At 34.2% G+C, this 12,475-nt stretch carries 12 protein-coding genes; 2 read left to right on the forward strand and 10 right to left on the reverse strand.

Going from position 1 to position 12,475, the window contains the following annotated elements; genetic code table 11:
• Positions 1-20 precede the first annotated feature (20 nt).
• From U6A24_RS00715 to U6A24_RS00735, 5 genes are all read right to left on the reverse strand, one after another.
• The gene (locus tag U6A24_RS00715; RefSeq protein WP_324178011.1) at positions 21-869 is read right to left on the reverse strand and encodes a prephenate dehydrogenase; all 849 of its coding nucleotides are present in this window, start codon (positions 867-869) and stop codon (positions 21-23) included.
• Positions 866-2,023, reverse strand: a complete 1,158-nt coding sequence (locus tag U6A24_RS00720) for a pyridoxal phosphate-dependent aminotransferase (protein WP_324178012.1) — start codon at positions 2,021-2,023, stop codon at positions 866-868. The genes U6A24_RS00715 and U6A24_RS00720 overlap by 4 nt, the downstream gene beginning before the upstream one ends.
• A complete protein-coding gene (locus tag U6A24_RS00725; RefSeq protein WP_324178013.1) occupies positions 2,020-2,850 on the reverse strand; it encodes a prephenate dehydratase in 831 nt (276 codons plus the stop codon). Before U6A24_RS00725 ends, U6A24_RS00720 begins: the two co-directional genes overlap by 4 nt.
• Positions 2,851-3,194: 344 nt before the next feature.
• On the reverse strand, positions 3,195-4,382 hold the full coding sequence (gene kbl, locus U6A24_RS00730; RefSeq protein WP_324178014.1) for a glycine C-acetyltransferase: 1,188 nt from the start codon (positions 4,380-4,382) through the stop codon (positions 3,195-3,197).
• 48 nt (positions 4,383-4,430) lie between these two features.
• Complete coding sequence (locus U6A24_RS00735; protein WP_324178015.1) at positions 4,431-5,411, reverse strand: NAD-dependent epimerase/dehydratase family protein; 981 nt, start codon at positions 5,409-5,411, stop codon at positions 4,431-4,433.
• Between the two features lie 161 nt (positions 5,412-5,572).
• Between U6A24_RS00735 and U6A24_RS00740 the strand changes: the two genes are divergently transcribed.
• Both U6A24_RS00740 and gldA read left to right on the forward strand, forming a co-directional pair.
• The gene (locus U6A24_RS00740; protein WP_324178016.1) at positions 5,573-6,034 is read left to right on the forward strand and encodes an Lrp/AsnC family transcriptional regulator; all 462 of its coding nucleotides are present in this window, start codon (positions 5,573-5,575) and stop codon (positions 6,032-6,034) included.
• Between the two features lie 77 nt (positions 6,035-6,111).
• Complete coding sequence (gene gldA / locus U6A24_RS00745; protein WP_324178017.1) at positions 6,112-7,008, forward strand: gliding motility-associated ABC transporter ATP-binding subunit GldA; 897 nt, start codon at positions 6,112-6,114, stop codon at positions 7,006-7,008.
• 24 nt (positions 7,009-7,032) lie between these two features.
• Here gldA and U6A24_RS00750 read toward each other — a convergent pair whose 3' ends face one another.
• The 5 genes from U6A24_RS00750 to metF form a co-directional block, all read right to left on the reverse strand.
• Positions 7,033-7,437: a response regulator gene (locus U6A24_RS00750; RefSeq protein WP_324178018.1), complete on the reverse strand. Its 405-nt coding sequence runs from the start codon at positions 7,435-7,437 to the stop codon at positions 7,033-7,035.
• Positions 7,424-9,346 carry a PAS domain-containing sensor histidine kinase gene (locus U6A24_RS00755; RefSeq protein ID WP_324178019.1) on the reverse strand — a complete coding sequence of 641 codons (1,923 nt, stop codon included), beginning with the start codon at positions 9,344-9,346 and terminating at the stop codon, positions 7,424-7,426. Before U6A24_RS00755 ends, U6A24_RS00750 begins: the two co-directional genes overlap by 14 nt.
• A gap of 130 nt (positions 9,347-9,476) precedes the next feature.
• On the reverse strand, positions 9,477-10,223 hold the full coding sequence (locus tag U6A24_RS00760) for a head GIN domain-containing protein (RefSeq protein ID WP_324178020.1): 747 nt from the start codon (positions 10,221-10,223) through the stop codon (positions 9,477-9,479).
• Positions 10,220-11,317: an acyloxyacyl hydrolase gene (locus U6A24_RS00765; RefSeq protein ID WP_324178021.1), complete on the reverse strand. Its 1,098-nt coding sequence runs from the start codon at positions 11,315-11,317 to the stop codon at positions 10,220-10,222. The genes U6A24_RS00760 and U6A24_RS00765 overlap by 4 nt, the downstream gene beginning before the upstream one ends.
• A 73-nt stretch (positions 11,318-11,390) precedes the next feature.
• A complete protein-coding gene (gene metF / locus U6A24_RS00770; protein ID WP_324178022.1) occupies positions 11,391-12,344 on the reverse strand; it encodes a methylenetetrahydrofolate reductase [NAD(P)H] in 954 nt (317 codons plus the stop codon).
• Positions 12,345-12,475 lie beyond the last annotated feature (131 nt).

Raw genomic sequence — 12,475 nt, forward strand, 5'->3', positions numbered from 1 at the left:
TTATTTTTTTGTGGTTACTTTTAAGAAATTCCTTTCAGAATTGTTTTAATATGATTAGTGTCTTTCATCTCTTTATAAATTTCATCAAAATCATCTTTTTCCATAAGCTCTTTAAATTGGGTAAGATTTGCAATGTATTCTTGTAATGTTTCAATTACGTTTTCTTTATTATGCTTAAAGATAGGTGCCCACATATCCGGAGAACTTTTGGCAAGTCTTACCGTAGATGCAAAACCACTACCTGCCATATCAAAAATATCTCTCTCATTTTTCTCTTTTTCTATTACTGTTTTACCTAACATAAAAGAGCTAATATGTGAAAGATGAGAAACATAAGCAATATGCCTATCATGCGATACAGGATCCATATATCGAATTCTCATTCCTAATCTTGAAAAAATTTCCATTCCTTTTTCCTGTAGCTTAAATGCAGTTTTCTCAACTTCACAAACAATATTGGTTTTACCTCTATACAAGTTTGCTATAGCTGCCTGCGGTCCTGAAAACTCGGTTCCAGCAATTGGATGTGCCGCCAAATAGTTTCGTCTCTTGTCATGACTTGCAACCATCTCGCACAGCTTTTTCTTTGTCGATCCTACATCAAAAACCAAGCAATTATCGGAAACCCGATCTAAAACTTCGTTAATTATACTTACAGTAGCATCTACAGGAATAGCAATAATAACTATAGCGGCTTTTTCTATTTCTGGGAGCGTTGCTTTTTGATCGATCACACCTAGCTCTAATGCTTTATTAAGATTCTCCTCGCTGCGATCAACTCCATAAATTTCGGCTTCGTTAAATGCCGCTTTAATATCTATTGCAAAAGACCCGCCAATTAGCCCTATTCCTACTACAAATACCTTCATACTGTAACTTGTAATCTATTAATAGCCTCTTTAATGTTTTCTTGCGTAACGCATAGTGAAAAACGAATATATCCCTTGCCATTACTTCCAAAAATATCCCCAGGTGCGATAAATATATCATTCTTGTATAGTATCGTATCTATAAAATCTACTGCATCGGTTCCTTTGGGTAATTTGGCCCAAACAAACATGCCCCTAGATGTCTTATCATAAGTACACCCCAAAAGTGTCGCCAGCTCCCATATTAATTCTCTTCGTTTACTATAAATCGAATTCATTTTATCATACCAACCATTTGAGATTTTTAAAGCAGCTATAGCTCCCTTTTGTATCCCTTGAAACATTCCGCTGTCCATATTACTTTTTACTTTTAGAATAGCTTCGATTTTATCAATACTTCCACTTACCATTCCTACTCTCCAGCCGGCCATATTAAAAGTCTTACTCAAAGAGTTTAATTCTAACGCCACCTCTTTGGCTCCATCAATCGACAAAATACTTACAGGACTATCATTAAGAATAAAACTATACGGATTGTCTTTGACCAATAGAATACTATGTTTTTTGGCAAAAGCAATCATTTTCTTAAACATCTCTATGTTTCCGGGAGCCCCTGTAGGCATATTTGGATAGTTTATCCACATAATCTTCACTTTACTCAAATCCATTTTTGAAAGCTTATGAAAATCGGGTTCCCAATTATTTTCTTCAACCAAATCATAAAAAACTGGTTTTGCCCCTACTAGATTAGTAACCGAAGTATAAGTTGGGTATCCAGGATTAGGCACTAATACTTCATCTCCTTCATTAAGATAAGCCAATGAAATATGCATAATTCCTTCTTTGGATCCCATTAAGGGTAAAATTTCATTTTCTGGATTTAATGCAACACCATATTTATCTTTATAAAAATCTGCAATTGCCTGTCTTAACTCTGGTAAACCCTGATAACTTTGATATTTATGTGCGCCATCCACTACTACTGCCTCTTGAATTGCCTTTACTACCTCTGCCGGAGGATCTAAATCTGGACTACCAATAGCCATATTAAGAATCGGTTTACCTGAAGCCACCAAGCTTCGCACTTCTCTTAGTTTTTTAGAGAAATAGTATTCCTCTACAGTCTCTAATCTTTTAGCGGTTTGAATACTCATCCGTTTTGATTTTTATATTCTCCTAGTACTTTTAGTTCTAATGCCATGATTTTTAAAATCGACATAGCTTTTTCATAATCTTTATACTCGTTAAAAGTAACATCTACAAAAAACGAATATTTCCATGGCATATCGATAATAGGCAAAGATTGTATTTTGGTTAAATTCAAATTACAATCACTCATTACATTAAGCACCGTTGCCAAACTTCCTCTTTTATGATCTGTAAGAAATTTTAACGATGCCTTATTTATTTCCTTTTTCTCTATACCCGAATTTTCTCTAGTATTTAGGATAAAAAATCGGGTGCTATTTGATTTAATAGTCTGAATTTCTCTTGCAAGAATAGTAAGGTTATAAATAGCTGCAGCAGTCTCTCCGGCTACTGCGGCCACACCCACTAATTTTTGTTCTTGAATTCTTTTTGCCACGTCTGCGGTATCAGCATCTTCAACCAACTTAATGTGTGGGTGTTCTCTAAAAAATTCTTTACATTGTAACAAAGCCATTGGGTGCGAATACACTTCTTTGATATCGGTAATTTTCTGACCTTCAAGAGCCATTAAACAATGATGTATCGGTAGAAAATACTCTCCACTTATAGTAAGATCGTGCTCATCGATATATGCATAATTTGGAATTATCGATCCCGCAATAGAATTTTCGATAGCCATTACTGCATCAGTACTTTTTCTATCTTCTAAACTATGAACCAATTGCTGAAAAGACATACACTCATCTATATCAATATTTTCACCAAAATATGCCTGTGCAACTCCATGGTGGTATGAACCTTTTATTCCTTGTATGGCAACTTTTTTTCTCAAACGTTTTAAATTTTCTTGTCAAAAAAAAATCCCGATTTTACATCGGGATTCTAACTATATCTTCAACTATTATCTACATAGCAATCCCGATCTTACTTTTAAAATAAAAGAAGAAAAAATAAAATCGGTTCCAAGTAAATATGTTGTTCATTGTTGTATTAAATCTACATTGCTAAAGTAGCTAAAACTATCACTATTAAAAATCTTTTTTTGTTTTTTTCACCTTCAAAGAGGCATTATCATCAAATTTTAAAATTTTCGAGAACTTCAATGAAATATTTTGAATAAAATGATCATTACACTATCAATTTTCTATATTTTGAACCACTAACAAACGTTCGTAATTAAATCACTCCCAGCTCCTTACCTACCTTTGCAAAAGCTTTTACTGCTTTTTCGAGGTGATGACGTTCATGTCCTGCAGATAATTGTACTCGTATTCTGGCTTTTTCTTTGGGAACCACAGGATAAAAGAATCCTATTACATATATCCCTTCATCTAATAATCTTGCAGCAAATTCCTGGGCCAATTTTGCATCATACAGCATTACCGGAACGATTGGATGATCACCGGGAATAATATCAAATCCGGCTTTTGTCATTTCGGATCTAAAATACTTTGTATTTTCTTCTAACTTGTCTCTGAGTGCAGTTGAAGAACTTAAAAGATCCAACACTTTTATTGAAGCGCCAACAATTGACGGCGCAACTGTATTTGAAAACAAATAAGGTCTAGATCGTTGTCTAAGCATTTCTACAATTTCTTTTCGGGCAGCTGTAAATCCACCAGAGGCACCACCAAGTGCTTTTCCATATGTACCTGTAATGATATCTATCCTTCCCATCACATTTCGGTATTCGTGGGTTCCTCGTCCTGTCTTACCCAAAAACCCCGTCGAATGACATTCATCAATCATAACCATAGCGCCATATTTATCGGCCAAATCACAAATTTTATCCAATTGTGCTATGGTTCCATCCATAGAAAAAGACCCATCGGTAACGATCAATTTTCTTCTTGCATCTTGCGCCTGTACCAATTGCTTTTCGAGATCTACCATATTATTATGTTCATATCTAAAGCGCTTGGCTTTACATAAACGAATCCCATCAATTATAGAGGCATGATTTAAAGCATCAGAAATTATAGCATCTTCCGGGCCTAAAATAGGTTCAAAAAGCCCACCATTTGCATCAAAAGCAGCAGCATACAGAATACAATCTTCCATTCCCAAAAACGCTGCTGTCTTCTTCTCTAATTCTTTATGAATATTCTGAGTTCCACAAATAAAACGTACCGACGACAATCCATATCCATGAGAATCAATAGCCTCTTTACCTGCTTTAATAACATCTGGGTGCGAAGAAAGCCCTAAATAGTTGTTAGCACAAAAATTTAGCACATGTTTGCTTTTTGTAGTATCTATTTCTGCTCCTTGGGGAGTGGTAATAATACGCTCTGATTTATAAAGCCCGGCGGCTTTTATTTCATCTAATTCTTTCTGTAAATCTTCTTTTATATTAGAAAACATATTTTGTTCTTTTTTTCTATTAGTATACGCTCTTTTGCATTGACAAAATCAAAAAAGTATTGTTTTAAGGTTTTTTGAATCTGTTTTGTACTTTTCTTTAAGTTTTTGAATCATTGTTGTGGTAATTCCTTCAAGGTTATATTCTGGTTTCCAACCCCAATCCCTAGCGGCCGCATTATCATCAATAGTTTTTGGCCAACTTGCCGCAATTTCCTGCCTAAAATCTGGTTTGTAGTTCACTTTAAAATCAGGATATAATTTACGAATTTCTGCTACTATTTCAGCAGGAGAAAAACTAATTCCTGCCAAATTGTATGAAGTTCGAATTTTGACCTGTTCTTTTGGAGCATCCATTAATTCTAATGTGGCCCGAATAGTATCCTGCATAAATATCATAGGCAAAGTAGTATCTTCTTTCAAAAAACAGGTAAACTCTTTACCAAGAACAGCTTTATGATAAATATCTACCGCATAATCTGTAGTACCTCCACCTGGCAGGGACTGATAACCGATAACGCCTGGGTACCTAAGCGATCGAACATCAAGTCCGTATTTGAAGAAGTAATACTGTACCCAATTTTCTCCGGCAGCCTTACTCATACCATATACCGTAGCGGGATCCAAATAAGCATTATTGGGAGTATTATCCAATGGTGCTCCAGTTCCAAAAACGGCTATCGAACTTGGAAAGAATACCCTGTCAATATTATTTAATCGGGAAACTTCGAGTACGGTGAACAAAGTTTTCATATTAATATCCCAAGTAAGTAGTGGGTTTTCTTCTCCGCGTGCAGAGAGTATAGCCGCCAGATGATATATCTGGGTTATCTTATATTTGGTAACCAGCTCTTGAATTCTAGGTTGATCTGTGGCATCTGCTATTTCAAATATCCCTTCAAAGCCTTCTTTTCTTTTTAAATCGGAACCCACAACATTATCAATTCCGAATTTTTGTTGAAGCGCTCCTATCAAAACAGATCCCAACTGACCGTTAGCTCCTATGACTAAAACTTTTGTTTCTGTATTCATATTAAAAGTATTATTCACTTAGCAAATTACAAAATGTAGCTTTTATAGCCACTTTTTTAATTAAATTAAGTGATATTTACTGTTTTACTATCACAATAAAGCTATATTTACTTAATCTTACTATTTAATATATGCTTTTGAAGTAATTTTTATGTAGCGCTATGGAAGATTTAGACAAAATAGACATTACCATTCTCAGAATTTTACAAGAAGATTCAAAAAAAACAGCCAAGGAGATTGCCAATATTCTAAGTCTAACTCCATCTCCGGTTTATGAACGTATTCGAAGATTGGAAAAACAAGGATTCATTAAAAAATATGTAGCAATTCTAGATAAAAAACTAATTGACAGATCTGTAACCACAATTTGTCAAGTTTCTATGAGATATCACAATGAAGCTTTCATCGAAAAGTTTGAAGAGCAAATACAAAACCTTCAAGAAGTGCAAGAGTGCTATCACATGGCGGGACAAGTAGATTTTATACTTAAGATACACACAAAAAGTCTTGAAGAATATCATGACTTCGTAAAAACAAAGCTTTCAAAAATCGAAAACATTGGCGTTTTAAATAGCACTTTTGTGCTTAAAGAGATTAAGCATACGTCAGAATTTTATATTTAAGTCAAAATCATAATATTTCTTAACTCTCGTTACATTAAGAGATCTAAATCTCTATTTTTGAGAAAAACTTAACATACATGTCAATATCGATATCTAACATTTCAAAATATTATGGCGATCAAAAAGCATTAAACACAATTTCTTTTGATGTTAAACAAGGCGAAATTGTTGGTTTTTTGGGCCCTAACGGAGCCGGTAAATCGACACTAATGAAAATCCTAACTACTTATTTAAACCCCAATGAAGGTAGTGCCCTGGTAAATGGATTTGACATTAATGACCAACCTATTGAAGTTAAACGGAGTGTTGGATACCTTCCTGAACATAATCCATTATATCTTGAAATGTATGTTAGAGAATACTTGTTATTTAATGCTCAAATATATAATGTTTCTAAATCAAGAATTGAGGAAGTTATTTCCTTAACAGGGTTAACTCCTGAGGCAAGTAAAAAAATTGGACAACTCTCGAAGGGGTATAGACAGCGTGTGGGCTTGGCTTGCGCTTTACTACATGATCCACAGGTTTTAATTTTGGATGAACCCACAACTGGTTTGGACCCAAATCAACTTGTTGAAATAAGAGATTTAATCACCTCTATTGGTAAAGAGAAAACCGTTTTTCTTTCGACTCATATTATGCAAGAGGTAGAGGCAATGTGTGACCGGGTTATCATTATTAACAATGGAAATATTGTTGCCGATAAAAGACTGGATGCATTGATAGATAAAAATGAACAAATCATCGAAGTTGAATTTGATTATAGAGTTGAAGAAGCTTTTTTACTAAAACTTCCCAATGTAAGAGAAGTTAAAAATATTCATGGCTTCATCTATCAGATAACTTTTGACACTAATGTTGATATGCGCCCAAAGGTTTTCGATTTTGCTCACGACAATACGCTTAAAATTCTTCAATTATCAAGAAAGAATAAAAATCTTGAAAGCTTATTTAGAGAATTAACCAATCCATAACCAAAAAATAAGAAAAGGAGTATATCAATTTACTTCTTCCAAATTACGCAGTATTCCTTTAAGCTTTTCTACGGTGACTGGTTTTACTATATAATCGCTAACGAATTCGTACGACTTTGCTTTTAATATATCCTCTGGATCAACTGATGAAGAAACTATATAAATAATAATTTTCTTTTCACAAGGTACTTTTACAAATTCATCTAAAAACTGCCAACCGTCCAGTATGGGCATATTAAGATCTAACAATATTACATCGGGTAATTTTTCGTTTGCAGACACTATAGCTTTCAAATTGTTTAAAGCTTCTTCTCCATTTCTAAAAACCATCAAACTCTTACTAAAACCAATGATCTCCATTATTTTTTTTACCCCAAAAACAAAGATAGGGTCATCATCGATGATACAAGCTATATCAATTTTTTTCATGCTTCAGATAAATTTTAAAAAGGGTTCCCTTATCAACTTCGCTTTCTACCTCTATCTTACCTCCCATTGCTTCAACCTGATTTTTTGTTATAAATAACCCAATACCTCTAGCATCTTTATTATGATGAAAAGTCTTATACATCCCAAACAACTTGGCTCTATGTTTTTTTAAATCGATACCCAATCCATTATCTTCTACACAAAGTACGACATACTTTTCATCTGTATAGGCACTCAAAGAAACGTAACTGTCCCTATTTTTAGACCTATACTTAATTCCATTAGTAATAAGGTTTAGCAAAATACTATCCAGATATGCTGGAATTCCTAAAACATTAATCCCTGGTTTAATCTTATTATTGATTATAACTTGAGTTTCCGTGGAAATTGCCGATACGCTTTTTACTGTCCTATCAGTAACTTCGCATAAATTCAATTCTATCAAATTTTCATCTACCGATGTATTCATTAAAACTACTTCGTTCAAATGTATTATCGTTTCCGACAAATGCTCAGAAGCTGTTTTGAAAAGTTTTATGATTTCGTTCTCTGCTATTATAGGATTTTCTTGAACTAACAAATCCAATAGCATTTCAAAATTGCCCGAATGAGATTTAAGATTATGAGAGACAATGTGAGCAAAATTTCTAAGTCTTCTGTTTTGATCTTCGGCAACGGCCAATAACGATTTTAATTCTTCTTCCCTTTTTATCTTGGTAATATCTAAAGCATGTATAATTATACCGCCAACTTTATTTTCATCTGCGAACCATGGACGAAATTCCCATGTTAACCATTGAATTGAACCATCTTCTTTTTCAATACGCTCTTCATTATTTTTAATCACCTTTCCTTTAAGACATTCTTGATGATTGCGTTTCCATTGATTTCCGATCTTGGGTAAAATATCATAATATGATGTCCCTATTATGTCTTTGTTTTTAATGTTAAAAACACTAAACCACTCTTGAGAAGCCGCCAGATACTCCATATTTTCATTAAACATTGCTATTGCTGTTGGAGCCTGTTGAATAAATAATCTATTCCTTTCATATGCCTTTTTATTTTCTGTTATCTCTTGATGGGACCCTACCATCCATTCTGGGTTACCTTCGGTATCCCAACTCACTATTTTTCCTTTATCTAATACCCAAACTAGACTTCCGTCTTTATGAATCATTCTGGCTTCGCACTCATAAACCGGTGTTTTACCTTCAAAATGATCTTGTAATAACTTGTTAGATTTTTCCAGGTCCTTTTTGTAGGCATGCTTCATCCATGTATCGATTGATACTGGTTTCAACTCATCTAATGTATACCCAATAATTTCGGCCCATCTTTTATTAAAAATAGTCTCGCCAGTTTTTACATTCCATTGCCAGGTTCCCAAATTAGTACCATCTATAACTTGTTCGAAAAAAGCGGATGTGAGCCTAAGTTCTTGCTCTTTTTCCTTAATCTCGGTAATATCTGTATGCGCTCCGAGCATTTTTTGTGGTTTCCCATCTTGGTCCCTGATAATAATCCCTCTACATCGAATCCACACTGTATGACCTAATTTATGTTTATATCTTACAATTTGGTCATATGGATAAGATGGATCTTGGGAATGTTTTGCAAAATTGGCATATACATCTTTTAAATCATCTTTATGGATAATATCCTGCCATGAGGATGCCTTGTGCGGCATTTCTTTAGGATCATACCCTAATGTAATCCAAAATTTAGGGTTCATCCACTCATTTTCTGGTTGATTCAAATCCCAAAACCATAATCCGTCCAACGCAGCCTCTTGCAAAAAATCGAAAAGTATGTTATCCTTTTTTATAAGGTCATATAATTCTTTTTTTAGGTAATTCTCATCTTTACCCAATAAGGAACCTCCTAAAATCTTTTGATCCTCTTTCATCGTATTTGTCCTTAGTGAGATTATGTTTACATATAAAGTTCTTACATAAATGTATGAATAATCCTATACAATCTGAGGATACAAAACCACAGTATTTATATGCATTTACCGCAATAAAAAAGAGAAAAGCTTAAAGAAAAATAAGTCTGCCTGTAAAAAATTGCTCGACTTCAATAATTGGAGGGGTATTCACCGCAATAACATCTCCTGTGCTGCGAATCTCTCCTGTAATTGATTCTTGTGGGTTAACAATAATTTTATTTGTACCACGATGAAAGATATTTACATTTTGAGCAACTAGGTCGGTACCATCAAATCTTCCTGTACCCGAAAAAAATCCTACATCAAGATCTTGCACTTCTCCAGATAGCAAAAAAGAGGCTATATTATTTGACGTCACGGCCAGGTTTTGAGAATTAATCTGTAAATTAAAAAAACCTGTTGTGGTTCCTGTATCTTCATTAAAGTCTTCAGACAATAATCTTAATGAAGGATAGGTTAATATACCATCTGAAGAAATGTCAAACTGAGTTGCGCTTCTTATTTCTGTAATATTGGGTGCGGTAACAAAAATCTTGGTCTGATTAAAACCCCTAAAAAAAGCACAGTCATTAGTATCATTAAGAATAAGTCGATCTCCCTCAACTACCGCAGATACTTCATTCAATAAATTATCGCCCGTTTCAATAATAACAGATGTATCTTCTCCCTGCTTGAGTATTAATTCTACGTTGGGGTTAACCAAAATTCTGGTGAAATCTGGAACATTTACTTCAGCTCTAACGATATTTCCGGTTCTTTGAAAACAATCGGAAGCATTTTCAGAATCACAGCTATACAAGAAAATTGCGACAAGTATATATATAATCTTTTTCATAATCTGTATCCTATAGTAAACTCCATAGCTTCTGCCTTGGCTGCATGAGATCTAACGCTAAACTCTCCCAAAATATTCTTAGTAAAATAATATCGGAGTCCAGCTCTTAAATATGTTTGCCCTTCAAAATCAAATGGATAGTACACATAATAACCATATTGGGTTATTACCGAAATCGCATTCACTCGTAATTCATGACCCAAATACATTCCTACTCTTTTGGCATCTTCATTTCCAGTCACGCCATCATTAAAGCCTCCACTAGCTCTAAAATCAATAAATCGTTCTAATGCCTTAGAAAAAAACAATTCTGTTCCCAGCTGAAATGCACTTTTTTTGTTTATTCTTTTATCTATAAATGCTCCAATGGTATAAAATGGAAATTGACCTGAATCAACAACGTCACTTTCATTGATCCCACTTCTAAATAAAAAACCATATCCAAAAGGTTCAGAACCTTTAACTGCACCTTTCTCTTTTTGTAAGTATACAGGAACATTTTCATCGAACGAATACGTTACCCCTGCATTCAGAAACAACGTATTAGTGCTTTTATTAGGGGCATGAGCATTCCCATTAGAATAATGAACAACTCCTAATCCTACTTGAAGTCCTAACTTTTTAAGAAGATTTTCTTTCTTAAAATTTAATAACAAGTAAGTAGCACTGGTTAAATGAGAACCATGAGCAACATTCCTGAAATTATCGTCCTCGTCATATGGATTTGTACTATAGGCCATTCCCTGACCCAGTCTAAACATTAAATGTCTTTTTAAAAAATAGAAGTTATAATGTGCATATAGACTAAAATGTTCTCCAAGATATCTATTATCTAAATCATGATAAATAAATGAAACCCCATACTCTGGATTGTTATATAGTCTTTGCCACTCTTCATCTCCAAAAGTTTTACGTTGAAAAGACAAAATTACACCTGTAGGATGCCCCGTAATTAAATGTGAGATATCCGGGTTATGTTTAAGGATTGTACCATAAAAATTATTCACATCAAATGCATAATAGGGTTTTGATTCCTCTTGAGCCCAACACTGAAAACAGGTAATAAATACTAATAGGTATATCCGTTTTATCATCCGGCAAAAGTAGTAATTAAAGTAAAACAACCTATTTTATATCCAAAAGATACACTGAAAAACGTTTTTACCCTTAAAAAATTGCCGATGCTATTTTTTTAATATTATCAGATTTTCCCATAGAATAATAATGAAGTACGGGCACACCATATGCCATTAATTCTTTGGACTGCTGGATGGCAAATTCTATACCCACTTCTCTTACTTCTTTATTCGTTTTGCATTTTTCAACAGCTTGTACAAGCTCATCGGGCATGTCAAGCTTAAACACCTGTGGTAACAGTTGAAGATGTCTTTTTACTGCAACGGGTTTAATGCCTGGGATTATGGGGACATTAACACCTGCTTCTTTGGCTCTTTCTACAAAATTAAAGTATCTTTTATTATCAAAAAACATTTGGGTGACAACATAATCCGCTCCTGCATCTACTTTATCTTTTAATCTACGGATATCAGAATCCATCGAGGGTGCTTCCAGATGTTTTTCCGGATATCCAGCTACTCCAACACAAAAGTTTGATTTGTTATCAGTCTCAATCACTTCATGCAAAAACTGACCTCGATTCATATTTACTATTTGTTGTACCAACTCATTGGCATAACAATGTCCACCTTTTGTAGGTGTAAAATATTTTTCTTCTTTCATGGCATCGCCTCGTAATGCCATTACATTATCAATACCCAAATAATGACAATCTACCAACAAGTATTCGGTCTCTTCTTTGGTAAATCCGCCACAAAGAACGTGAGGAATAGTATCCACTTCATATTTATGCTTAATTGAAGCACATATCCCAACCGTCCCAGGACGCATGCGTGTCAGTTTTTTGTCCAAAAGACCATCTCGATCTATATAAATAAATTCTTCTCGTGATGTCGTAACATCAATGAAGGGAGGATTAAATTCCATTAATGGATCTATATTATTGTATAATTCTTGAATACTCCTTCCTTTTTGCGGGGGTATTAATTCAAAAGAAAATAATGTTTTACCATTAGCTTGTTTTATGTGATCTGTAACTTTCATTTTAAGTTTATAATTCTTTATTATTTGACTTATGGTGCGTCCTTCGTTTCTCTACGGTCGGGCTATCCACGCTACACAGTAGCTTGCTCCTATCCCTCACACGTATTGCATGTAACACTTTGCTTTGTAAA

This window comes from Aquimarina gracilis (assembly GCF_035285365.1).
Classification (GTDB): domain Bacteria; phylum Bacteroidota; class Bacteroidia; order Flavobacteriales; family Flavobacteriaceae; genus Aquimarina; species Aquimarina gracilis.

What these genes read in the sequence shown, in the direction of transcription:
- metF (WP_324178022.1), bottom strand. Translation starts at nt 12,344, where the DNA reads ATGAAAGTTACAGATCACATAAAACAAGCTAATGGTAAAACATTATTT.
- U6A24_RS00750 (WP_324178018.1), bottom strand. Translation starts at nt 7,437, where the DNA reads ATGAAAAAAATTGATATAGCTTGTATCATCGATGATGACCCTATCTTT.
- U6A24_RS00735 (WP_324178015.1), bottom strand. Translation starts at nt 5,411, where the DNA reads ATGAATACAGAAACAAAAGTTTTAGTCATAGGAGCTAACGGTCAGTTG.
- gldA (WP_324178017.1), top strand. Translation starts at nt 6,112, where the DNA reads ATGTCAATATCGATATCTAACATTTCAAAATATTATGGCGATCAAAAA.
- U6A24_RS00755 (WP_324178019.1), bottom strand. Translation starts at nt 9,346, where the DNA reads ATGAAAGAGGATCAAAAGATTTTAGGAGGTTCCTTATTGGGTAAAGAT.
- U6A24_RS00760 (WP_324178020.1), bottom strand. Translation starts at nt 10,223, where the DNA reads ATGAAAAAGATTATATATATACTTGTCGCAATTTTCTTGTATAGCTGT.
- U6A24_RS00715 (WP_324178011.1), bottom strand. Translation starts at nt 869, where the DNA reads ATGAAGGTATTTGTAGTAGGAATAGGGCTAATTGGCGGGTCTTTTGCA.
- U6A24_RS00765 (WP_324178021.1), bottom strand. Translation starts at nt 11,317, where the DNA reads ATGATAAAACGGATATACCTATTAGTATTTATTACCTGTTTTCAGTGT.
- U6A24_RS00740 (WP_324178016.1), top strand. Translation starts at nt 5,573, where the DNA reads ATGGAAGATTTAGACAAAATAGACATTACCATTCTCAGAATTTTACAA.
- kbl (WP_324178014.1), bottom strand. Translation starts at nt 4,382, where the DNA reads ATGTTTTCTAATATAAAAGAAGATTTACAGAAAGAATTAGATGAAATA.
- U6A24_RS00720 (WP_324178012.1), bottom strand. Translation starts at nt 2,023, where the DNA reads ATGAGTATTCAAACCGCTAAAAGATTAGAGACTGTAGAGGAATACTAT.